Source organism: Pseudomonas sp. PDM19 (assembly GCF_014852215.1).
GTDB lineage: Bacteria > Pseudomonadota > Gammaproteobacteria > Pseudomonadales > Pseudomonadaceae > Pseudomonas.
The window spans coordinates 1,324,533-1,348,080 of record NZ_JACVBG010000002.1; the positions used below are offsets into that span (position 1 = coordinate 1,324,533).

17 protein-coding genes and 1 other RNA gene are annotated in these 23,548 nt (G+C 64.9%); 9 read left to right on the plus strand and 9 right to left on the minus strand.

Annotation, left to right across the window (positions count from 1 at the left end):
* Nucleotide 1: 1 nt before the first annotated feature.
* From IB273_RS14570 to IB273_RS14580, 3 genes are all read right to left on the minus strand, one after another.
* Nucleotides 2–1,069, minus strand: a complete 1,068-nt coding sequence (locus tag IB273_RS14570) for an HlyD family secretion protein (protein ID WP_192224345.1) — start codon at nucleotides 1,067–1,069, stop codon at nucleotides 2–4.
* An 11-nt stretch (nucleotides 1,070–1,080) separates the two neighbouring features.
* Complete coding sequence (locus IB273_RS14575; RefSeq protein ID WP_192224346.1) at nucleotides 1,081–2,661, minus strand: MFS transporter; 1,581 nt, start codon at nucleotides 2,659–2,661, stop codon at nucleotides 1,081–1,083.
* A gap of 163 nt (nucleotides 2,662–2,824) precedes the next feature.
* Nucleotides 2,825–3,748: a LysR family transcriptional regulator gene (locus IB273_RS14580; protein ID WP_151187667.1), complete on the minus strand. Its 924-nt coding sequence runs from the start codon at nucleotides 3,746–3,748 to the stop codon at nucleotides 2,825–2,827.
* 164 nt (nucleotides 3,749–3,912) lie between these two features.
* On the opposite strand from IB273_RS14580, the gene IB273_RS14585 reads away from it, so the two are divergent.
* Nucleotides 3,913–4,335, plus strand: a complete 423-nt coding sequence (locus IB273_RS14585; RefSeq protein ID WP_192224347.1) for a universal stress protein — start codon at nucleotides 3,913–3,915, stop codon at nucleotides 4,333–4,335.
* Between the two features lie 209 nt (nucleotides 4,336–4,544).
* Here IB273_RS14585 and guaD read toward each other — a convergent pair whose 3' ends face one another.
* The 5 genes from guaD to IB273_RS14610 form a co-directional block, all read right to left on the minus strand.
* A complete protein-coding gene (gene guaD / locus IB273_RS14590; protein WP_192224348.1) occupies nucleotides 4,545–5,849 on the minus strand; it encodes a guanine deaminase in 1,305 nt (434 codons plus the stop codon).
* Between the two features lie 83 nt (nucleotides 5,850–5,932).
* Nucleotides 5,933–6,784 carry a xanthine dehydrogenase accessory protein XdhC gene (gene xdhC / locus IB273_RS14595; RefSeq protein WP_192224349.1) on the minus strand — a complete coding sequence of 284 codons (852 nt, stop codon included), beginning with the start codon at nucleotides 6,782–6,784 and terminating at the stop codon, nucleotides 5,933–5,935.
* A 225-nt stretch (nucleotides 6,785–7,009) separates the two neighbouring features.
* Entirely contained in the window at nucleotides 7,010–9,400 is a 2,391-nt protein-coding gene (gene xdhB, locus IB273_RS14600) for a xanthine dehydrogenase molybdopterin binding subunit (RefSeq protein ID WP_192224350.1), read from the minus strand.
* Complete coding sequence (xdhA, locus tag IB273_RS14605) at nucleotides 9,393–10,856, minus strand: xanthine dehydrogenase small subunit (protein WP_192224351.1); 1,464 nt, start codon at nucleotides 10,854–10,856, stop codon at nucleotides 9,393–9,395. The genes xdhB and xdhA overlap by 8 nt, the downstream gene beginning before the upstream one ends.
* Nucleotides 10,857–11,272: 416 nt before the next feature.
* Complete coding sequence (locus tag IB273_RS14610; RefSeq protein WP_192224352.1) at nucleotides 11,273–12,409, minus strand: alkane 1-monooxygenase; 1,137 nt, start codon at nucleotides 12,407–12,409, stop codon at nucleotides 11,273–11,275.
* 183 nt (nucleotides 12,410–12,592) lie between these two features.
* Here IB273_RS14610 and IB273_RS14615 point away from each other — a divergent pair, with 183 nt between their 5' ends.
* The 6 genes from IB273_RS14615 (at nucleotide 12,593) to IB273_RS14640 (ending at nucleotide 21,203) form a co-directional block, all read left to right on the plus strand.
* Entirely contained in the window at nucleotides 12,593–13,252 is a 660-nt protein-coding gene (locus IB273_RS14615) for a GntR family transcriptional regulator (protein ID WP_081518575.1), read from the plus strand.
* Nucleotides 13,253–13,277: 25 nt separating this feature from the next.
* Nucleotides 13,278–16,766 (plus strand): chromosome segregation protein SMC, encoded by a 3,489-nt coding sequence (gene smc, locus IB273_RS14620; protein ID WP_192224353.1) that lies wholly within the window; start codon nucleotides 13,278–13,280, stop codon nucleotides 16,764–16,766.
* Nucleotides 16,767–17,065: 299 nt separating this feature from the next.
* Nucleotides 17,066–17,956 (plus strand): cell division protein ZipA, encoded by an 891-nt coding sequence (zipA, locus tag IB273_RS14625; protein ID WP_081518573.1) that lies wholly within the window; start codon nucleotides 17,066–17,068, stop codon nucleotides 17,954–17,956.
* An 87-nt stretch (nucleotides 17,957–18,043) separates the two neighbouring features.
* The gene (gene ligA, locus IB273_RS14630) at nucleotides 18,044–20,437 is read left to right on the plus strand and encodes an NAD-dependent DNA ligase LigA (RefSeq protein WP_192224354.1); all 2,394 of its coding nucleotides are present in this window, start codon (nucleotides 18,044–18,046) and stop codon (nucleotides 20,435–20,437) included.
* Between the two features lie 15 nt (nucleotides 20,438–20,452).
* Complete coding sequence (locus IB273_RS14635; RefSeq protein WP_226046604.1) at nucleotides 20,453–20,755, plus strand: HU family DNA-binding protein; 303 nt, start codon at nucleotides 20,453–20,455, stop codon at nucleotides 20,753–20,755.
* 70 nt (nucleotides 20,756–20,825) lie between these two features.
* Nucleotides 20,826–21,203 (plus strand): hypothetical protein, encoded by a 378-nt coding sequence (locus tag IB273_RS14640; RefSeq protein WP_192224355.1) that lies wholly within the window; start codon nucleotides 20,826–20,828, stop codon nucleotides 21,201–21,203.
* A gap of 6 nt (nucleotides 21,204–21,209) precedes the next feature.
* Here the strand turns inward: IB273_RS14640 and IB273_RS14645 are convergent, their stop codons facing one another.
* Nucleotides 21,210–21,578: a hypothetical protein gene (locus IB273_RS14645; protein WP_192224356.1), complete on the minus strand. Its 369-nt coding sequence runs from the start codon at nucleotides 21,576–21,578 to the stop codon at nucleotides 21,210–21,212.
* 243 nt (nucleotides 21,579–21,821) lie between these two features.
* Here IB273_RS14645 and ffs point away from each other — a divergent pair.
* Both ffs and IB273_RS14655 read left to right on the plus strand, forming a co-directional pair.
* An RNA gene (ffs, locus tag IB273_RS14650) (signal recognition particle sRNA small type) lies at nucleotides 21,822–21,918 on the plus strand.
* A 293-nt stretch (nucleotides 21,919–22,211) separates the two neighbouring features.
* Nucleotides 22,212–23,294, plus strand: coding sequence for a type I restriction endonuclease (locus IB273_RS14655; RefSeq protein WP_192224357.1), 1,083 nt, complete (start codon nucleotides 22,212–22,214; stop codon nucleotides 23,292–23,294).
* Nucleotides 23,295–23,548: the final 254 nt, after the last annotated feature.

Below are 23,548 nucleotides of genomic sequence, written 5' to 3' on the forward strand. Positions count from 1 at the left end.
GTCATTGCACGGCTACCTTCTGCTCAGCCTTGGCGTGTTTGCCGGTGTCGATGCGCGCGATCACCGACATGCCCACGCGCAGCTTGCCGCGCAGTGGCTGGTCGGCGTCGAGGACGATCTTCACCGGGATGCGCTGGACGATCTTGGTGAAGTTGCCGGTGGCGTTGTCCGGGGCGATGGGCGCAAAGCTCAGGCCGGTGGCCGGTGCGATGCTGTCGACGTGGCCGCGCAGCTTCTCGCCGGGGAAGGTGTCGATGCTGATCTCGACACGCTGTCCGGGCTGCACTTCGGTCAGCTGGGTTTCCTGGAAGTTGCCGACCACATAGGCGTTCTGCAGTGGCACCACCGCGAGCAGCGCATTACCCGGCGTGGTGTAGGCGCCGACGCGCACGGCGCGGCGGCCGACCATGCCGTCGAAGGGTGCGCGGATCTCGGTGTACGACAGGTTGAGCTGCGCCTGCTGCAGTTGCGCCTGGCCACGCTTCAGTGCGCCGAGGGCCTCGGCCTGCTGGGCGAGCAGCACGTCGAGCTGCTTGCGGGCGGCGAGGGCGGCAGCCTTGTCCTTGTCCAGCACGGCCTTCGCCGAGTCGACGCGCGAGCGTGCCTGCTGGGCATTCTGCAGCGTGCCGGCGCCCTGGGTCGCGAGGTGCTGGTAGCGGTTCAGTTCCTGCGCGGCAAAGGTCAGTGCGGCCTGATCAGCCTGCACCTGGGCGGCGCTCTGGGCGATCACCGCCTGCTGGCGTTCGAGGTCGGCGGCGACGTGGTGATGACGCGCCTCGGCGGCCAGCACGTCGGCCTCGGCGGCTTCCAGCGCGGCGCGGTAGTCGCGTGCATCGATGCGTGCCAGGACCTGCCCGGCCTTCACCGACTGGTTGTCTTCCACCAGCACTTGCTCGATGAAGCCGGCGACTTTCGGCGCGACCAGGGTGAAGTCGGCATGGATGTAAGCGTCGTCGGTGCTCTGCTCGCGGCTGGGACCCAGCAGGCGCAGCAGCAGGTAGACGACGAGGGCGAGAAGCAGCACGGCAACCAGGGCCAGACTGCCGCGACGGGAGCTCAGTTGCGACATGGGCAGACCTTTCATTGATTAGGAATGACAGGGCGCGGCGGGTAGACCCGCAGCGGCATCAGGGGAATCAGGACGAGCAGGGCGGCGGCCAGCCAGGACATCGCCAGCAGCGTGTCGGAGGCGGCGAGCACGCCGGCCTGGCCGCGCACCTGGCCGGCCAGGCGGCCTATGTTCTCAGCGCCGCCCAGTTGTTCCAGGCGCAGGCCGAGGGCTTGCGAGGCATTGCCCAGATGGTCGACCAGGCGGTTGGAGTGGTAGTGCTCGCGCCAGGTCATCAGGATCGACACCACGGCGCTGCCAAGCACCGCCGAGAAGCCGCGCACGCTGTTGAACCAGGCCGAGGCGAAGGGCCCTTCGATGGGCGCGACGACGCTGGTGGCGGACATCAGCAGCGGCACGATGGCCATCGGCTGGCCGATGATCTGCAGCGCCAGCAGCCAGTAGAAATTCTCCCGCGTCCACTCGCTGGTCAGCTGGCTCATGCCGAAGGCCGACAGCCCGCACAGGCTGATGCCGATCGCCAGCACCCAGCGGCAGTCGACTCGTGGGATGTTGCACAGCGCGGCCACCAGCGGCAGCGAGATCAGCTGCGGCAACGCCACCAGCAGTGCCATGGGTGCCGATTGCAGCGGGCGATAACCGTGGGCCGAGGCGAGGTAGGACGCCGGTACGCCAGCGCACGCACCGAGCACCACCAGCACGCCGGCCAGGGTGATCAGCGAGTGGGTGAAGTTGCGCCGCTTGAGGATGTCCAGGCGGTAGAAGGGCAGCGGGTGTGTCCACTCGTTGATGAAGAAGGCCACCAGCAGCCCGGCGCCGCCGATCACCAGCAGGCTGATCTGGTCGGATTCGAACCAGTCCAGGCGCTCGCCCTGCAGCAGGCCCATCACCAGCATCAGGATGCCCGGCAGGCCGAGGGCCAGGCCGAGGTAATCGAACTGGCGCAGGCGCTCCAGACGCAACGGATCCTGCGGGATGCCCCAGGCGACCGCGACCAGCGCCACTGCGCAGAGCGGGATGACCTGCCAGAACACCCACTGCCAGCCGACGAACTCGGTCCACAGCGCCGCCAGCGGCATGCCGAGGTTCGGCGCAAAGGTCGCGGTCAGCGCGTAGGCGCCCAGGCCGTAGAGCTTGATCCCAGGAGGTAGGAAGCGCAGTGCCACGGTCATCAGCATCGGCGGCATGCAACCGCCGGCGAAGCCCTGCAGCAGGCGCAGCAGGTAGAGCGTCTCGACATTCGGCGCGAAGGGGCAGAGCAACGCGAGCAGGGCGAAGCAGGCGATGGCGCCTAGGGTGAAGCGGCGCAGCGACACGGTGACCGAGAACCAGGGCGCGAAGGCCATGGCGGCGACCTGCGCCGCCGAGTACAGGGCGATCAGCCAAGTGCCTTCGTCGTGGCCGATGGACAGCGCGCCACGCACGTCGGTCATGGCCAGGTCGGTGACTTTTTCGTTGAGGCCGGCGCTGAGGGAGGCGATCAGTACGCCGATCATGCCGACCACGATGCGCAGGCCGAATGGCTGGGCAACCGGTGCGGCAGGCTTCGCTGGTTGTGGGCTGGCGGCGGAAATCGGGGCGAGCGCGGTCATGGCCGGCCTCCATGGGGATGGCCGATGCCGCCGCCCTTGGGCGGTGATGTGCAAGGCATAGGAATCAACTCGGGTATTTGCGACCGAGTCTAGGGAAGGGTGATAGCTGTGGAAATTGAAATGATTGCAGCTAATTAGTGCGTTTAGTGCACTTTATGCGCATTCAGCTCAGCAGACCGGAGCTCTCGCGCAATTCGATGCAGACGCGCTTCACCGTTTGCCGCAACCAACTGTGCGCCGGGTCATTGTCGAAGCGCGGGTGCCAGGCCTGGATGATCACCACCGATTTGAGCGGCAGCGGAATGTCGAACTGGCGCAGGGCGAAGCCCAGGCGGTCCAGGCGCCATAGCGAGTGCTCCGGAATGGGCAGCACCAGGTCGGACTCCAGCAGCGCGAAGATCGAAGAGTGAAAGGTCGGCGCGGTGAGGCGGATTTCCCGCTGCAGGCCCAGGTTGGCGAGTTCCTCGTCGATCGGCCCGCGGGATTTGCCGCGCCGCGACACACTGATCTGAGGAAACGAGGCGAAGCGCTCGGCAGTGATCTCGTCGTCGAAGATCGGATGGTCACGTCGCGCCAGGCCGACGAAGTTGGTGGTGAACAGGGTCTGCGTGCGGATTTCCGGTTCCAGCGTGGAAGCGCCGCCGATGTACAGGTCGATGCGGTTCTGCCGCAGGGCTTCGTCGTCGAAGTCGGCCTCCGGGGCGATGCGCAGGCTGCAGCGCGGCGCTTCTTCCTTCATCACCGCCAGCATGCGCGAGGCGAAACCGCCCACCAGCACGTTGTTGGAGCGCAGCACGAAGCAGCGTTCGAGCTGGTCCATGCGCAGGTTTTCCTTGGCGTTGAACAGGCGCATGGCGTGTTCCACCAGGTCGCTGACTTCCTCGCGCAGTTGCAGCGCACGGGGCGTCGGCACCAGGTTGCGCCCGGCGCGAACCATGATCGGGTCGCCCACCGCCTCGCGGATGCGCGACAGGGTGCGGCTCATTGCTGGCGGGCTGAGGTGCATGCGCCGCGCGGCGCCGACCACGCTGCCTTCTTCCAGCAGGATATTGAGGGCGACCAGCAGGTTGAGATCGGGCAAGGCCATGGCGACTCCGGAGGGTTGGCGCGGTGCCATTCATGTTCCATTGCGACGGGCCCGATGGGCAAGCGTGCGTTTCATGCAATGGTCCATTACGTTTTGCGTGCCTTTACGCTCCGCGCCGTGGCCCGAAGAATGGCGGCGGATTTCGTTTCACGAAGGAGAAAGGCATGTTCAAACGGATTCTGCTGGCTATCGACGGCGCGGCGCAGTCGCCACGCATCATCGCGACCGCCGGCGAGCTGGCGCGCTGCAACGGGGCCCAGGTGCATGTTGTCTGCGCCGTGGATCGCGCTTTTGCCATGCCGCGAGAGGACGCCCTGGAGTACCCGCCGGCCGAACAGGAACAGCACGAGGCGCAGACGCTGGTGGACGAGGCGGTGGCGCAGTTGCAGTCCGGCGATGCTTCGGGCGCTGTGGTGGCAGGTGATCCGGCGCGGGCGATCCTGCGCGAGGCGGAACGGTTGGCGTGCGACCTGATCGTGATCGGCCACCGGCACCTGGGGCGTATCGAACGGCTGCTGGACCCCTCGGTGGGGCAGCGGGTGATCGAGCGGGCGCCATGTCCGGTGCTGGTCGAAGTGCGGGAGTAGGAGCGCCTGTTGGCTCCGTACCGGATTCCGATATTGCCGGCTAACGCCGAGGCTCTTTGTAGGAGCGGGCCATGCCCGCGATCGCGCGCATGGCGCGCTCCTACCAGGGTGGAATTACGCGGGGTCGCCGCGCAAAGGTGCCGGAAAGAAAAGCGGCCCCGGCGCCGGGTTGGTCCTGAGCGAGGACCCGGCGCCGAAGCCGTAAGGGGTCAGCCGCGGCGATGCACGTTGCGGCCGTGCGCGAAGGTTTCCTTCACGGTACGGTCGTCGCCGAGGATGACCAGTGCGAAGAGTTTCTCCTCCAGGGTTTTCGCCTGCTGCAGGCGGTAGTCCAGCAGCGGGGTGGCCTTGTAGTCGAGGACCACGAAGTCGGCCTCGTTGCCCTGGGCGAAGCTGCCGACCTTGTCCTCCAGCTCCAGCGCGCGGGCGCCGCCGAGTGTGGCCAGGTACAGCGACTTGAAGGGGTCGAGCTTGATGCCCTGCAGCTGCATCACCTTGTAGGCCTCGTTCAGCGACTGCAGCTGGGAGAAGCTGGTGCCGGCACCGACGTCGGTGCCCAGGCCGACCTTGACCTTGTGCTTCTCAAGCTTGGCCAGGTCGAACAGGCCGCTGCCCAGGAACAGGTTGGAGGTCGGGCAGAAGGCCACAGCCGAGCCGGATTCGGACAGGCGCTGGCACTCGCCGTCGCACAGGTGCACGCCGTGGGCGAACACCGAGCGCGGGCCCAGCAGGCCGTGGTGGTCATAGACATCCAGGTAGCCCTTGCGCTCCGGGAACAGTTCCTTGACCCACTCGATTTCCTTGAGGTTTTCCGACAGGTGCGTGTGCATATAGACGCCCGGGTGCTCCTTGAGCAGGCGGCCAGCGGCGTCCAGTTGCTCCGGGGTACTGGTAGGGGCGAAGCGCGGGGTCACTGCGTAGAGCAGGCGGCCCTTGCCGTGCCAGCGCTCGATCAGCGCCTTACTGTCGGTGTAGCTGCTTTCGGCGGTGTCGGTCAGGTAATCCGGCGCGTTGCGGTCCATCATCACCTTGCCGGCGATCAGGCGCAGGTCGAGCTTCTGCGCAGCGCCGAACAGCGCGTCCACCGACTGCGGGTGCACGGTGCCGAACACCAGCGCGGTGGTGGTGCCGGCGCGCAGCAGTTCCTTGAGGAAGATGCCGGCGACGTCGGCGGCGTGGGCCGGGTCGGCGAACTGCTTTTCCGTGGGGAAGGTGTAGGTGTTCAGCCAGTCCAGCAGTTGCTCGCCGTAGGAGGCGATCATGCCGGTCTGCGGGTAGTGGATGTGGGTGTCGATGAAGCCGGGGGTGATCAGCGCGTCGCGGTATTCCACCACTTCGACGCCAGCCAGTTGCGGCAGCAGGTCGGCAGCGTGGCCGAGGCGGGCGACCTTGCCGTCTTCCACCAGCAGGATGCCGTCCTCGAAGTACTGGTAGGACTTCTCCACGCCGACTTCGGCCGGGTCGGCGACGCTGTGCAGGATGCTGGCGCGGTAGGCTTTGGCTTGAGTGCTCATCGATCTCTCTTCAGTCGTGTTTCGGGGCCGGGGCGCGCGCAGGCGCCAGGGCGGGATGGGCATGCGCCCATGCTACGGAAATTTCAGGCGCCGCTTTCGGCGGTGCGGGCGCGGCGGCTCGTGGGTAACAGTTTGGCCACGGTGTTCTCGCCCTTGCCGGTCTCCTGACCGAAGGTGGCGTTGTAGGTGGCGATCACCTCGCCGGCGATGGACACGGCGATCTCCACCGGGAGCTTGCCCTTCACCTCGCTGATGCCCATGGGGCAACGCATGCGCTGCACGGTGTCGGCGGCGAAACCGCGGTCGCGCAGGCGGTGCTCGAACTTGGCGCGCTTGGTGTCGGAGCCGATCAGGCCGAAGTAGGTGAAGTCGTTGCGCTCGAGGATCTTCGCGGTCAGCTCCAGGTCCAGCGCGTGGTTGTGGGTCATGACGATGAAGTAGCTGCCGGCGGGCATCTCGTCGATCTCGTCGATCACTTCCTCGTTGATCACGCGGGTCACGCCCTCGGGGATGTAGCCGGGGAACTCGGCCTCCCGCGAGTCGATCCAGCGCACCTTGCACGGCAGGCTGGCGAGCAGCGGTACCAGCGCGCGGCCGACGTGGCCGGCGCCGAACACGGCGATGTGCGCCTGGGGCTGGCCCATGGGTTCGAACAGCAGCACGGTGGCGCCGCCGCAGCACTGGCCGAGGCTGGCGCCGAGGCTGAAGCGCTCAAGCTTTGGCTCGCGCTCGCGGGCCAGCAGCATGTCACGGGCGATCTGCATGGCCTTGAATTCGAGGTGGCCGCCGCCGATGGTGTCGTAGGCCTGGTCGGCGCTGACGACCATCTTCGAGCCGGCGTTGCGCGGGGTCGAGCCGTGCTCTTCGATGATGGTCACCAGCACGCTGGCTTCGGCGCGCTGTTGCAGGTCGGCGAGGGCACTGATCCAGTTCATCGTTGCGAACCTCAAGGGTGGAGTCGTAGGGCGCATAACGCCTCGGGCGTTATCCGCCGAAATGGCGACGGCGGATAACGCGTTCCGCGTTATGCGCCCTACGGTATGTCAGTTCGTGGGGCGCGGTTGGCGTTCCACGATTCTTTAAAAGGGTGGGGCGGCGCTGGCAGGGCGGAGGACGGAAGTGGGAACGTCTCTCCCTGCCAGCGGTGCCCCATGGTCACGTCACGCCGGCTCGACCTGAGCCGGAGCCTTCTCGACCTGGGCCAGCTTCAGCTTGCGCATCTGCTCCACGCCCCAGAGCACGCGCTCGGGGGTGGCCGGGGCGTCGATCTGCGGCTGGGCGCGGTAGTCGGCGAGGCTGGCCACGGCGTCCTTGATCGCGCAGAACACCGAGATACCCAGCATGAACGGCGGCTCGCCGACGGCCTTGGAGTGGAACACCGTCTGCTCCGGGTTCTTGCGGTTCTCCACCAGCTTCACCCGCAGGTCGATGGGCATGTCGGCGATGGCCGGGATCTTGTAGCTCGCCGGGCCGTTGGTCATCAGCTTGCCCTTGGCGTTCCACACCAGCTCTTCCATGGTCAGCCAGCCCATGCCCTGGACGAAGCCGCCTTCCACCTGGCCGATGTCGATGGCCGGGTTCAGCGAGGCGCCGACATCGTGGAGGATGTCGCTGCGCAGCATCTTGTACTCGCCGGTGAGGGTGTCGACGATCACTTCCGAGCAGGACACGCCGTAGGCGAAGTAGTAGAACGGCCGGCCGCGCGCCTGGCTGCGGTCGTAGAAGATCTTCGGCGTGCGGTAGAAACCGGTGGAGGAGAGCGAGACCTGGCCGAAGTAGGCCTGTTGCACGAGCACCTCGAAGGGCAGGATCTGGTCGCGCACACGCACCTGGTTGTTGCGGAACTCGACGTCTTCCTCGGTCACCTTCCAGTGCTTGGCGGCGAACTCCACCAGGCGCTGCTTGAGGGTCTCGGCGGCGTTCTGCGCGGCCTTGCCGTTCAGGTCGGCGCCCGACGAGGCGGCGGTTGGCGAGGTGTTGGGCACCTTGTCGGTGTTGGTGGCGGTGATCTGCACGCGGTCGATGTCGACCTGGAAGACCTCGGCCACCACCTGGGCGACCTTGGTGTTCAGGCCCTGGCCCATCTCGGTGCCGCCGTGGTTCAGGTGGATGCTGCCGTCGGTGTAGATGTGGATCAGCGCGCCAGCCTGGTTGAGGAAGGTGGCGGTGAAGCTGATGCCGAATTTCACCGGGGTCAGCGACAGACCTTTCTTCAGCACCGGGCTATTGGCGTTGAATTCGCGGATTTCGGCGCGGCGCTTGGCGTACTCGGCGCTGGCCTCCAGTTCCTCGGTCATTTCCTGCAGCAGGTTGTGTTCCACCTGCTGGTAGTAGTGGGTGACGTTGCGCTCGTCCTTGCCGTAGTAGTTGCGCTTGCGCACTTCCAGCGGGTCCTTGCCGAGGTGGCGCGCGACCGCGTCCATGATCTCCTCGATGGCGACCATGCCCTGCGGGCCGCCGAAGCCGCGGTAGGCGGTGTTCGACGCGGTGTTGGTCTTGCAGCGGTGACCGTTCACCGTGGCGTTGCCGAGGAAGTAGGCGTTGTCGGAGTGGAACATCGCGCGGTCGACGATGGAGCCGGAGAGGTCCGGCGAATAGCCGCAGTTGCCCGCCAGTTCGATGTTGATGCCGTGCAGCAGGCCGTCGTCCTCGAAGCCCACGTCGTATTCGACGTAGAAGGGGTGGCGCTTGCCGGTCATCTGCATGTCTTCGACGCGCGGCAGGCGCATCTTCGCCGGGCGACCGGTGAGGCGCGCGATCACCGCGCACAGGCACGCGGGTGCGGCAGCCTGGGTTTCCTTGCCGCCGAAGCCGCCGCCCATGCGGCGCATGTCGATGACCACCTTGTTGAAGGAGATACCCAGCACTTCGGCGACCAGCTTCTGCACTTCGGTGGGGTTCTGCGTCGAGGTGTAGACGATCACGCCGCCGTCTTCGGTGGGCATCACCGAGGAAATCTGCGTCTCCAGGTAGAAGTGTTCCTGGCCGCCGATGTGCAGGGCGCCCTGGATGCGGTTCGGCGCGGTGGCGAGCTGGCCTTCCGAGTCACCGATCTTGTGCTGGTGGCTGTCGAGTACGAAGTGCTTCTTGCGCAGCGCTTCGACCACGTCGAGCACCGGCTCCAGGTCTTCGTACTCGATGATCGCGGCCATGGCGGCCTTGCGTGCGGTTTCCAGGCTGTCGGCGGCGACGGCAATGACCATCTGGCCGACGTACTCGACCTTGCCATCCGCCAGCAGCGGGTCACCGGCGACGACCGGGCCGATGTCCAGCTGGCCGGGGACGTCATCCTTGGTGATGGCGATGGCGACGCCGGGGAACTGGTAGCAGGGGCTGACGTCCAGCTTGGTGATGCGCGCATGGGCGCGGTCGCTCATGCGGGCATAGACGTGCAACTGGTTGGGGAACTCCAGGCGGTCGTCGATGTAGATCGCCTCGCCGCTGACGTGCTTGGGCGCGCTCTCGTGCTTGACGCTGCGGCCCACGCCGGTGGTGAGATCGGCGCGGAACAGCGCAGTGAGTTCTTCCTGGCTCTTCTGGGGCTTATGCATAGTGGGTCACCCGGGTCACGGCCTGAGGGGCTTCCAGTTCCAGGAAGCACTTGCGCAGCAGGTTCTGCGCGGTGAGCAGGCGGTACTCCTTGCTCGCACGGAAGTCGGTGAGCGGGGCGAAGTCCTCGCTCAGTGCCTGCGCGGCACGCTCGAAGGTGGCGCTGTTGAAGGTCTGGCCGAGCAGTGCGGCTTCGCAGGCGGCGGCGCGTTTCGGGATGGCGGCCATGCCGCCGAAGCCGGTGCGCACGGCGGTGATCCGGCAGTTCTCCACGGTCAGGTTGAAGGCAGCGCAAACGGCGGAGATGTCGTCGTCCAGGCGCTTGGAGACCTTGTAGGCGCGGAACGCCTGGCTGGCCTGCGGGCGCGGGATGATCACCTGCTCGATGAACTCGCCTTCGTGGCGCGCGGTGACCTTGTAGTCGATGAAGTATTCGTCGATCGGCAGTTCGCGACGTTCGTTGCCCTTGCGCAGTACCAGGCGCGCGCCCAGCGCGATCAGCAGCGGCGGCGAGTCGCCGATGGGCGAGGCGTTGCCGATGTTGCCGCCCAGGGTGCCCTGGTTGCGGATCTGCAGCGAGGCGAAGCGGTGCAGCAGCTCGCCGAAGTCCGGGTAGTCGCGGGCCAGGGTTTCGTAGCAGTCGGTCAGCGGAGTCGCGGCGCCGATCTCGATGCGGTCGTCGAAGACTTCGACGCGCTTCATTTCCTCGACGTGGCCGACGTAGATCATCACCGGCAGTTCGCGGTGGAACTGCGTGACTTCAAGGGCCAGGTCGGTGCCACCGGCCAGCAGGCGAGCCTGCGGGTTGGCGGTGTAGATGTCGGCCAGGTCGGCGATGGTCAGCGGGAGCAGGCAGCGCTTGTCGCCGCTGTTGAGCTCGGCGGTTTCGTGCGGGGCGATGGCTTTCAGCTGGGCGATGATCTCGGGCTGGGCAACATCGAACTGGTCCGGCTGCTTCTGGCAGCAGGATTGCTCGGCGGCGTCGAGGATCGGGCGGTAGCCGGTGCAGCGGCACAGGTTGCCGGCCAGCGCTTCATGGGCCTCGGCCTTGCGCTCTTCGGCGGTCTCGCCTGCGGTGTTCTTCTGCAGGGCGAACAGCGACATGACGAAGCCGGGGGTGCAGAAGCCGCACTGCGAACCGTGGCAATCGACCATGGCCTGCTGCACGCCGTGCAGTTCGCCGCGGTGCTTCAAGTCATCGACGCTGATCAGCTGCTTGCCGTGCAGCGACGAGACGAAGGTCAGGCAGGAGTTGAGGGTGCGGTAGCGGATGCGCTCGGCGCCTTCTTCGCCGACCAGTTCACCGACGACCACCGTGCAGGCGCCGCAGTCACCGGAGGCGCAGCCTTCCTTGGTGCCTGTCTTGCTCAGGTTCTGGCGCAGGTAATTGAGCACGGTGAGATTGGGATCGAGGCGGTCTTCGACGCGCAGCTCGCGATTGAGCAGGAACCTGATCAAGGCTTGCCTCCAGGCTGGTTCTTGTTTTTGGTAGGGCACTGGAGGCGAATCTATGGAAAGCTGACTTTTGAGTCAATAAAATTTCTGTCCGGATGGTCAGAAAGTTTTTCCGCAGCTGATGAGCGGCGTGGTTGGGTTCTGTGCAGGAGCTGGCCGTATGATGGGTGGAGCCTAGGCGATACCCATGCTTTGACCGCGCGAGGCGTGATGGGTATCGCTGCGCTCCACGCCATCCTACGAAGAGCACAAGGGTAGGGCGGATAACGCGCCAGCGTTATCCGCCGTGTGGCCTCCGGCGGATAACCCGTTCCGGGTTATGCACCCTACGTCCAGCAACTGCGCTCCTGCGAAAAGCCAGAAAGAAAAAAGGCGGCAAGCCGGGGTAGGGCTTGCCGCCAAGGCGTGGAACTCGTAGATCAGGCCTGCTGGGTGGCGCTCAGCTGGTATTCCTCGCCGGCGTAGTAGGCGCGCACGCGGCGGTCCATCACTGCGCGCCAGAGCGGTGGGAACAGCGCGAGGACGATCATCCCGGCGTAACCGTTGGGCAGTTGCGGGCTTTCATCGAAGTGGCGCAGCACCTGGTAGCGACGCTTGGCGTTGGCGTGGTGGTCGGAGTGGCGCTGCAGGTGGAAGAGGAACAGGTTGGTCAGCAGGAAGTTGCTGTTCCAGGAATGCTCGTGGGTGGTCCGCTCGTAGCGCCCGGTTTCCAGGCGACGGCGGTGCAGGCCGTAATGCTCGACGTAGTTGACGATCTCCAGCAGGGTGAAGGCCATCACCGACTGGCCGATGAAGTACACCGCGCCGATCCAGCCAAAGGCGACGCTGAAGCCGACCAGGAACAGCGCGCTGATCACGTACCACCAGATCAGCTCGTTGCGCCAGTGCAGCGCCGGCAGGCCCTTGCGCTTGAGGCGTTCGGTCTCAAGCCGCCAGGCGTTGAGGAAGTTGTGCTTGTAGGCGTGGGGCAGGAAGGCATACAGGCTCTGGCCGTAGCGCGAGGACGAGGCGTCTTCCGGCGTGGAGACATGCACGTGGTGGCCGCGCACGTGTTCCACCTTGAAGCCCGCGTAGCACACTGCTGCCAGCAGCAGGCCGCCGGCGTTCTGCTCCAGCTCCGGGTCCTTGTGGATCAGTTCGTGGGAAACGGTGATGCCGATGGCGCCCATCACGGTGCCGACGGAAAGTATCCAGCCGAGCTGGCCGACCCAGTTCCAGACGTCATAAGTGGCCAGTACCCAGCCGCCGTAGACCAGCATGCCCAGCAGCAGCGGCACGGTCAGCAAACTGAGGAAGCGGTAGTAGCCCTCGCGCTCCATGGGCGGGACATCCTCCACCTCGTCGGGATTGGCCGGATCGCGGCCGACCACGAAGTCCAGCAGCGGGATCACCCCGAACACCACGGTGATGACCAGCCACGCCCAGGCATTGGGATAGTCGCTGCCGTAGGACCACCAATAGCTGACGGGAATGCCGAAGACGGGAACCAGCCAGATCCAGTAGCCGGCTTTCTTAAGACGCAACATCCAGGCAGGGGAAAGGAACAAAGCGAACATGGACGACTCCCGATACGTCTCTTGTGTAGGATTGTCAGACAATCCTGCGCCTGTTGCTTCCGGCGGATGCACCAACCTTTGTTCTGTCGTCCCTCCTGGGCGGGGGATGGCGCGGTAACACCCTGTGTTACACTTCGCGTCCGCAGCACCCCCTCGAAAGCGCCCCGATTCTTAAGGACAACCATGACGTTCAAGGCCCCGGACAGCCTGGCTGAGCAGATCGCGCATCACCTTGCCGAACGCATCATCCGGGGCGAACTCAAGGAACGCGAACGCATCCAGGAACAGAAGGTCACCCAGACCCTCAACGTCAGCCGCGGCTCGGTCCGCGAAGCGCTGCTGATCCTCGAGCGCCGCCACCTGGTCGTCATCCTGCCGCGCCGGGGGGCGCAGGTGTCCGAGCTGTCCGCGGCCCACGTGGAAAGCCTCTATTCGCTGGTGATGGAGCTCTACATCATGCTCGCCAGCAGCGTGGCGCGGACCTGGCGCGAAGAAGCCGACCTGGCGCCCTTCATGGCGATCCAGCAGCGCCTGCTGGACGAACTCGAACGCGGCGACATCAACGCCTTCGTCGAATCCAGCTTCGACATCATGCGCGCTGCCTTCCCGTTCGCTGCCAATCCCTACCTGCAGGAAACCGTGGAAAATCTCCTGCCGGCCATCAGTCGCACCTATCATCTGGCCCTGGAACGCCGCAAAGGCGAGATGAGTCAGTTCATCGGCAGCTTCGAAAACCTGCTGCGCGCGGTGGTGGGCCGCGACGAGGCGGGCATCCGCGAGGTCCTGCTCGACTACGGTCGGCACAACAGCCAACTGGTCCTGGCCGCACTGGCTGAACGATAAGAAGAGAAAAGGGGGAAGAGGGCGCATGCGGCTCAAGTGCATCAAGCTGGCGGGCTTCAAGTCCTTCGTCGACCCGACGACGGTCAATTTCCCGAGCAACATGGCGGCCGTGGTCGGCCCCAACGGCTGCGGCAAGTCCAACATCATCGACGCCGTTCGCTGGGTGATGGGCGAGAGTTCGGCGAAGAACCTCCGCGGCGAGTCGATGACCGATGTCATCTTCAATGGCTCCAACACGCGCAAGCCGGTGACCCAGGCGTCCATCGAACTGGTGTTCGACAACTCCGACCAGACCCTGCTGGGCGAATACGCCAGCTACGCCGAGATTTCCATCCGCCGCCGCGTGACCCGCGACGGCCAGAACACCTACTTCCTCAACGGCACCAAGTGCCGCCGCCGTGACATCACCGACATCTTCCTCGGCACCGGCCTGGGGCCGCGCAGCTACTCGATCATCGAACAGGGCATGATCTCCAAGCTGATCGAGGCCAAGCCCGAGGATCTGCGCAACTTCATCGAGGAAGCCGCCGGCATCTCCAAGTACAAGGAGCGCCGCCGCGAGACCGAGAATCGCATCCGCCGTACCCAGGAAAACCTCGCGCGCCTCACCGACCTTCGCGAAGAGCTGGAGCGCCAGCTGGAACGCCTGCACCGCCAGGCCCAGTCGGCGGAGAAGTACCAGGAATTCAAGGCCGAGGAGCGCACCCTCAAGGCCCAGCTCGGCGCCCTGCGCTGGCGCGACCTGAACGAGCAGGTCGGGCAGAAGGAAAAGGTCATCGGCGACCAGGAAGTGGCTTTCGAGGCGCTGGTGGCCGAACAGCGCAGCGCCGATGCCAGTATCGAGCGCCTGCGTGACGGCCACCACGAACTGTCGGAAACCTTCAACCAGGTGCAGGGCCGCTTCTATTCCGTGGGCGGCGACATCGCCCGCGTCGAACAGAGCATCCAGCACGGCCAGCAGCGCCTGCGTCAGCTGCAGGACGACCTGCGAGAGGCGGAAAAGACCCGCCAGGAGACCGAATCCCACCTGGGCCACGACCGCACTCTGCTCGCCACCCTGGGCGAGGAGCTGGAGCGCCTGGCCCCGGAACAGGAAATCAGCGCCGCCGCCGCCGAAGAAGCCACCGTCGGCCTGGAAGACGCCGAGCAGCGCATGCACGACTGGCAGCAGCGCTGGGACGCCTTCAACCAGCAAAGCGCCGAACCGCGCCGCGAAGCGGAGGTGCAGCAGTCGCGCATCCAGCACCTGGAACAGAGCCTGGAACGCCAGGGCGAGCGTCAGCGCCGCCTCAACGACGAGCGCACGCAACTGGCCGCCGATCCGGAGGATGCCGCGATCCTCGAGCTGGGCGAACAGGTCGCCGCCATCGAGTTGCTGCTGGAAGAGTCGCAGATCGAGGAACAGGAACTGGCCGAGCGCCTGGAGCGCGTGCGCCAGTCCCTGCAGGAAAGCACCGCCGCGCAGCATCAGGCGCAGGGCGAGCTGCAACGCCTGAATGGCCGCATTGCCTCGCTGGAGGCGCTGCAGCAGGCCGCGCTCGATCCGGGCGACGGCACCGCGCAATGGTTGCGCCAGCAAGGGCTGGAGCAGCGTCCGCGCCTTGCCGAGGGCCTGCGCGTGCAGGCGGGTTGGGAGCTGGCAGTGGAAACCGTGCTCGGCGCCGACCTGCACGGCGTGCTGCTGGATGACGTGAAGGGGCTGCCCTTCGACGCGCTGGAGAAGGGCGAGCTGCGCCTGCTCGATCTGACCGCTGGCGCCGTTTCCCGACCGGACAGCCTGCTGGACAAGGTCGAGACGAATGTCGACCTGAGCTACTGGCTGGGCCGCGTGCGCCCGGTCGAAACCCTGGAGCAGGCGCTGGCCCAGCGCGCGTCGCTGGGCGACGGCGAAAGCCTGATCAGCCGCGACGGCTACTGGGTTGGTCGCAACTTCCTGCGCGTGCGCCGTGGCGAATCCGCCGATGGTGGTGTACTGGCCCGTGGCCAGGATCTGGAGCGCCTGTACGCCGAGCGCGAGACGCTGGAGCAGCGCCTCGTCGAGATCGATGAACAACTGGTGCGCCTGCGCGACGAGCAGCGCCAGGCCGAGGAAGGCCGCGACCAGGTGCGTCGCCGCCTGCAGGACGAAGGCCGCCGCCAGGGCGAGCTGAAGGCGCAGCTGTCCGCGCAGCAGGCCAAGGTCGAGCAGCTGACCCTGCGCCGTCGCCGTCTGGACGAAGAGCTGGCCGAGCTGGCCGAACAGCACGCCATCGAGCAGGAGCAGCTGGGTGAAGCCCGCCTGAGCCTGCAGGAAGCGCTGGATGCCATGGCCGTGGACACCGAGCGTCGCGAATCATTGCTCGCCGAGCGCGACGGCATGCGCGAGAAGCTCGACCGCATCCGCCAGGAGTCTCGCCAGCACAAGGATCACGCCCATCAGCTGGCTGTGCGCGTCGGCTCCCTGCGCGCCCAGCACGAATCCACCCGCCAGGCGCTGGAGCGCCTGGACAGCCAGGCCGTGCGCCTGGTCGAGCGTTGCGAGCAGCTCAACCTCAACCTGGAGGAGGGCGCCGCGCCGCTGGAAGAACTGCGCATGCGTCTCGAGGAACTGCTCGACCGGCGCATGGCGGTGGAAGACGAACTCAAGCACGCGCGCCTGGCGCTGGAAGATGCAGACCGCCAGCTGCGCGACGCCGAGAAGCGCCGCACCCAGGCCGAGCAGCAGTCGCAGCTGCTGCGCGGCCAGCTGGAGCAGCAGCGCATGGAGTGGCAGGCCCTGAACGTGCGGCGCAAGTCGCTGCAAGAACAACTCCACGAGGATGGTTATGACCTGCACGGCGTGCTGGGAACCTTGCCCCATGACGCTGCCGAGAAGGTCTGGGAAACCCGCCTGGAGGAACTGGCCGCGCGCATTGGTCGCCTGGGCCCGATCAACCTCGCGGCGATCGAGGAATACCAGCAGCAATCCGAGCGCAAGCGCTACCTGGACGACCAGAACGACGACCTGGTGGAGGCGCTGGATACCCTGGAAAACGTCATCCGCAAGATCGACAAGGAAACCCGCAACCGCTTCAAGGAAACCTTCGACCAGATCAATGCTGGCCTTCAGGCATTGTTCCCCAAGGTTTTCGGCGGCGGTCATGCCTATCTGGAACTTACCGGCGAGGATCTACTCGATACCGGGGTGGCGATCATGGCGAGGCCCCCGGGCAAGAAGAACAGCACCATCCATCTTCTGTCCGGTGGCGAAAAGGCCCTGACCGCTCTGGCGCTGGTGTTTGCGATCTTCCAGCTGAACCCGGCACCGTTCTGCATGCTCGACGAAGTCGACGCGCCGCTGGACGATGCCAACGTCGGCCGTTATGCGCGGCTGGTGAAGGAGATGTCGGAGAAAGTGCAGTTCATCTATATCACCCACAACAAGATCGCCATGGAGATGGCCGATCAATTGATGGGCGTGACCATGCACGAACCGGGTTGTTCGCGTCTGGTGGCGGTGGATGTGGAAGAGGCTGTTGCACTCGCCGAAGCGTGATCGTCCGGGCGAACTTGAGCTATGCTGGCAAGATGCTTTGTTTCCAGCCTAACGCATTGATTTGATTGGGGTAGGCTTCACTTCGGGCGCGCAGCTGGCGACCGCTATGAAAAGTTGCAAAGAGTGCGGCGGAGTGTCGCCTCAGACAGTGTAAAGTTATGTGAGAGCGTGTTAGCTTAACCCCCACTTTTGTATCGCGTGGAAAACATCAGTCAGAACATGAAGTTGGCTCCACGTTTTCAAGGGATAGGATGTCCTTTTTTTCATCATCATTTTTTGTTCAGGGGCTACGGGATTAGATGGATATCGGTCTGCGCGAATGGCTGATCGTCATTGGGCTTATCGTCATCGCCGGCATTCTGTTCGACGGTTGGCGTCGCATGCGGGGTGGCAAGGGCAAGTTGCGTTTCAAGCTGGATCGCCAGTTTGCTAACCAGCCCGATGACGGGGACGAAACCAACCCGGAACTGCTTGGGCCTTCCCGTGTAGTCGAGCACCGCGAGCCGGAGCTGGACGAGGAGGACCTGCCCAAGCTCAGCGCCAAGGAGTCGCGCGGCAAGCGTCGCGGGGAACCGCGCCAGGGTGACCTGAACCTGGACGACCCGGCGCCGAATCTGCTCGGCCCGCTGGACGAAGAGGATTTCCCCAATCCGCTGGACGAAGTGCCGGCAGAGAAGGACAAGCCGAAAAAGGACCGCAAGAAGGACAAGGAGCGTGCAGCTCCCGCGCCTGCTGCTCCGTCGGCGCCGCAGGCGCCGGTCGACGAAGTGCTGATCATCAACGTGATCAGCCGCGACGAGAACGGCTTCAAGGGCCCGGCGCTGCTGCAGAACATCCTCGAAAGCGGCCTGCGCTACGGCGAGATGGACATCTTCCATCGTCACGAGAGCATGGCCGGCAACGGTGAAGTGCTGTTCTCCATGGCCAATGCGGTCAAGCCGGGCACCTTCGATCTGGATAACATCGACCAGTTCAGCACCCGCGCGGTGAGCTTCTTCCTTGGCCTGCCGGGCCCGCGTCATCCCAAGCAGGCGTTCGATGTGATGATCGCCGCTGCCCGCAAGCTGGCCCAGGAACTCAATGGCGAGCTGAAGGACGAGCAGCGCAGCGTGATGACCGCGCAGACCATCGAGCATTACCGTCAGCGCATCATCGACTTCGAGCGACGCGCCCTGACCCAGAAGCGCTAAGCTTTCCGCACGCTGCACAAAAAGCCCCAAGCGACCCTTGGGGCTTCGCATTTCTAGCCGCAACCTCTTGCCGCCCGAGATTCCCGCATGACCGACTCCCAATCCGCTGCCGAACGCATTGCCCAGCTGCGCAGCGAACTCGACGACCACAACTACCGCTACTACGTGCTCGACGAGCCGAGCGTGCCGGACGCCGAGTACGACCGCCTGTTCCGCGAACTGAAGGCGCTGGAAGCCGAGCATCCCGAACTGATCACCCCCGAATCGCCGACCCAGCGCGTCGGCGGTGCGGCCGCCTCGGCCTTCGGTGAGGTGCGCCATGAAGTCCCGATGCTCAGCCTGGGCAACGCCTTCGAGGAGCAGGACCTCAACGACTTCGATCGCCGTGTGCGTGAAGGCCTGGCGGACCAGTTGCCATCTTCCGACCTGTTCGGCGGCGGCGCCGAAGTGGAGTACAGCTGCGAGCCCAAGCTCGACGGCCTGGCGGTCAGCCTGCTGTACGAGAACGGCGTGCTGACCCGCGGCGCCACCCGTGGCGACGGCACCACCGGCGAGGACATCAGCGTCAACGTGCGCACCATCCGCAATGTGCCGCTGCGCCTGAAGGGCGAGGGCTGGCCGGCGGTGCTGGAAGTGCGTGGCGAGGTCTTCATGTCCAAGGCAGGTTTCGACGCGCTCAACGAGCGGCAGATGGAAGCCGGCGGCAAGACATTCGCCAACCCGCGCAACGCCGCGGCCGGCAGCCTGCGCCAGCTGGATTCGAAGATCACCGCCAGCCGCCCGCTGGAGTTCTGCTGCTACGGTTTCGGTCGCGTCGAGGGCGGCGCGCTGCCCGGTACCCAGGTCGATATCCTCGAAGCCCTCAAGGGCTGGGGCATTCCGATCAGCCGCGAGCTGAAACTGGCCAGGGGTGTCGAAGGCTGCCGCGCCTACTACGAAGACATCGGTGCCCGCCGCGACAGTCTCGCCTACGAGATCGACGGCGTGGTGTTCAAGGTCAACCGCATCGACTACCAGCGTGAACTGGGCTTCCGTGCCCGCGAGCCGCGCTGGGCCATCGCCCATAAATTCCCGGCCCGCGAAGAACTGACCGAACTGCTCGACGTGGAATTCCAGGTCGGCCGTACCGGTGCGGTAACGCCCGTGGCGCGTCTGAAGCCGGTGCAGGTGGCTGGCGTGACCGTATCCAATGCCACGCTGCACAACATGGACGAGGTCGCCCGCCTGGGCCTGATGATCGGCGACACCGTGATCATTCGCCGTGCCGGCGATGTGATTCCGCAGGTCATGCAGGTCGTCACCGAGCGCCGTCCAGCGGATGCTCGTCCGGTGGCGATCCCCACCCAGTGCCCGGTATGCGGCTCGCAGGTCGAGCGCACCCAGCTGGTCAAGCGCAGCAAGGGCAGGGAGTCGGTCAGCGAAGGCGCCATCTACCGCTGCGTCGGCCGGCTGTTCTGCCAGGCGCAGCTCAAGCAGGCGATCATCCATTTCGTCTCGCGCCGCGCCATGGACATCGACGGTCTCGGCGACAAGATCGTCGAGCAACTGGTGGACAAGGGCCTGGTGAAGTCCCCGGCCGACCTCTACACCCTGACCTTCGAGCAGGTCATCGAGCTGGAAGGCTTCGCCGAAGTCTCCACGCGCAACCTGCTCGCGGCCATCGCCGACAGTCGCAAGCCCGCGCTGGCGCGCTTCGTCTTCGCCCTGGGTATCCCGGACGTCGGCGAGGAAACCGCCAAGCTGCTGGCGCGCTCCCTGGGCTCCTTGGCGCGCATCCAGAAGGCGCTGCCGGAAGTGCTCACCTACCTGCCGGACGTCGGCGGCGAAGTGGCCTACGAGATCCACAACTTCTTCGATGACGAGCACAACCGCAGCGTGATCGCTGAGCTGCAGAATCCAGAGCATGGCGTCCAGTTGCAGGACGAAGGCGAGGTTTCCGCCGAGTTCGCCGCCGTCGCCACCCTGGCGGGCTTCATCGACAAGCTGAACATCCCCTTCATCGCCGCTACCGGCGCCGAGAAGCTGGCCGACCGCACGGGCAGCCTCGACGCGCTCATCACCCTCAGCCAGGACTGGCTCGACCTCAGCACCCTCAAGGGCGTGAACGAGAAGGCCAAGCAGTCGGTGCGCGAGTACTTCGCCGATGCCGCCCGCGTCGAGCGCGCGAAGGCGGTCGAAGCGCAGCTGGCGGAGTTCGGCATGCACTGGCGCAGCGAGCGCAAGGTGGTCGAAGGCCTGCCCCTGGCCGGCCAGACCTGGGTGCTGACCGGCACCCTGGAGGCCATGAGCCGCGACGTCGCCAAGGAAAAGCTCGAAAGCCTGGGCGCCAAGGTGGCCGGTTCCGTCTCGGCCAAGACCCACTGCGTCGTTGCAGGACCGGGAGCGGGTTCAAAGTTGGCCAAGGCCCAGGAACTTGGCGTCGCCGTAATGGACGAAGAGCAGCTGATCAAGCTGCTGGCCGACCATGGCCTCGGCGCCTGACACGCATCCATCAAGATCAATGCATCAAGGAGTCATTCCATGCCCATGACCAAGGACCAGCTGGTTCGCGATATCGCCGAGTCCCTCGACCTGACCCAGGCCGCCGTGCGCGGCGTGTTCGAGCAACTGGCGCAGATCGCCCAGGACGCCCTGGAGAACGACGGTGAACTGACCCTGCCGGGGATCGGCAAGCTCAAGGTCAGCGAACGCGCTGCCCGCACCGGCCGCAACCCGCAGACCGGCAAGACCATCGAGATCGCCGCGAAGAAGGCGGTACGCCTGGTGCCTGCCAAGGCCCTGGTCGACAGCCTGAACTGATCGGCGGGCCCGCTCCGATCCCTGCGTTGCAACGCAGGGCGGGGTGGGCCAGCGATTGACGGAGAGCGAGATGGACAAGGCAAGAAAGCAGCGCCTGCTCGGCGTCGGGGCGCTGGTGGTGCTGTTCGGGGCCTACGTGGCCTGGACCGAGCGCCCGCAGATCGTCCTTCATTACGAGGGCGTGGGCGGGCCGGCGGTGAGCTACAGCTTCAAGGAAAATGGCGAGGAAACCCTCGCGGGCGAGATCAAGCCGGGCGAAGCACGCGCCTTCCCGCTGCGCCTGCTGCGTTCGGGTGAATACCGCGTCGCCTTCCAGTTCCACCAGGGGGCGGAGCGCTACTCCACTTTCAGCACCCGTCCGGGCTACAGCAAGATGGACCTGTTCATCGGGCCGAACCTGGAGGTCGCCACCCAGCCTCGGCCCGAAGGGCTGCTCCAGGGGCAGTAATGCCCCTTACAGGTACTCGGCCACCAGCACCACATTGCGCTGGCCTGCGGCTACGCCACCCTTGGCGATCTCGCGGATCACGCTGTCGGTGTCGCCGGTGGTCGCGATGCCATTCCCCAGTGCATTGCCGCGCGCATCGGTCAGCCGGTAGCTCACGCTGGGCATCGCGCCGCGCGGCTGGTTCAGCATCATCGTCATGGCCCGGTTGCACTCGCTCAATTGCACGCGGGCGCTGCGGGCGGTTACGTCGGTCAGCCCGACCTGGCAGGTCGGTTCGACCACCGCACCGCTGAAGTGGATGACCCCGTCGTAGGCCATCAGCGGGGTCGAGAAGAGCAGGGCAACGAGAGTGGTGGATCGCAGTGCAACGGACATGCTGGCATTCCTCGCTCGGTCACGGCCCGCCTGTGAGCGACGGGTTCTTCCTTAAGCGTCGGCGCCGTTGGAATTTTCTGAACTGGCTGTAGGGTAATTCCCCTAATGAAAAGGCAAATTCGTGATGAGGGTCAGGAATTGCATGTGGAACGTCGCTAAGTGCTTGAAGTGCTTGTAAGTTGCGCTCAAGCCGCTACAATGGCGCGGCTCGCTGATCTGGCGAGCTTCTCGTGATGGTGGCCCTGTCGGTCCCCCCGCAACGATTACTCGCTTACCTGGTCAGGTCCGGAAGGAAGCAGCCAAGGCGGGGACATTGTGTGCCGGGGTGTGGCTGGCGGGGCCGCCTCCATTTCCTAAGTCCTTAATTCTAAAGGACTTTCTCTCCTGAAAATCTCTGAGTGTGACAGCGCCTTGGTACACCTGTGTGGTGCACCGTGAGGGCGATTCTAGCCGTCCGCTTTTCTCTGATCTAGGTCGTCATACCGCTGAGCTGCTGTAGAGCTGGTGCTCTGCTGTCCGTTCCGAAGTCTTCGCTGTTGCCTTTGAGCTGGGTCAACGGGTGGGCTGTGCCTGCCAATTGCCAGTATCGACGCCTGTTACTACGATGAATGCGTTCTCAACAAGGAGCGTGACATGGAATTCGTAGAGCGACTGAATGCACTCTCAGCCAAGGTTCGGCAGCAAGGCGGGGCAATCCAGACGGAGGAAGGCACCAAGACTGCCTTGGTGATGCCGTTCATTAACTCTGTGCTCGGCTACGATGTGTTCGACCCGTCCGAGGTGACGCCTGAATACATCTGCGACATCGGCACCAAGAAGGGCGAGAAGATCGATTACGCCATTCTGAAGGATGGCCAGATTCAGATTCTGATTGAGTGCAAGAAGATCGGTGAGCCTTTGCACATCAATCACGCCAGCCAGCTTTTCCGCTACTTCCACGTCACGAGTGCCCGAATCTCCATCCTCACTAACGGGCAGATCTACAAGTTCTTCACGGACCTGGACGCTCCCAACAAGATGGACGAGAAGCCGTTCCTGGAGCTTGATCTGCTGGATGTTGATGAGCACGTTTTGCCCGAGCTCCAGAAGCTAACCAAGGCTGCATTCGATGTTGATTCGATCATCAGTGCGGCTGGCGAGCTGAAGTACGTGAGTCAGATCAAGCGGGAAATGGCCAATCAGTTCAATCAGCCTGACGACGATTTCGTGAGGTTCTTCGCTGCACGCGTTTACGACGGAATCATCACGCAGAAGGTGCGAGAGCAGTTTGGCGTCCTGACCCGAAAGGCTGCGGCTCAATTTCTGGGGGATCAGGTCAATGATCGCTTGAAGTCGGCCATGAGCGGTGCGATTCAGCCAGCGATCACGATGGCGCCAGCGGAACCTGCCGCAGCTTCTGAAGCTGAAAGTGATACCGGCGACGACCGGGTTCATACCACGCTGGAAGAGTTGGAGGGATTCCACATCGTCAAGGCTATCGTCCGGGCTGTCGTCGACGCGAAGCGTATCGTGCATCGCGATACTCAGAGCTACTTCGGTGTGTTGCTGGACGATAACAACCGGAAGCCGATTTGCAGGCTTCACTTCAATCGCAGTCAGAAGTACATCGGGCTATTTGATCAGGATAAGAACGAAACTCGTCACCCCATTGCTTCCCTGGATGACATCTACACCTTTGCAGATCAGCTCAAGGGTTCCGTCGCGTACTACGAATGAGCTGTAGGCGAGCAAAAGCCCGCTGATAGCGGGCCTTTTCATTAAGAACTGCACCCAGCCGTAGACCGGCCCGTTGTACTTGGAGGGGGCCGATTACCAGCGGTGCTGGGCAGGGGCATAGCCGGCGATGGCGGTGCAAGGTCCGCTTCGGTGAACCCGACGGTGCGGCCGTGGCTGTGGACGTGGCGGCCGGCACGGAAGAGCGGGGTAAGTTTTATGGGCTGTGCGCTGGGGTGGTAGTACATGCGCATAGT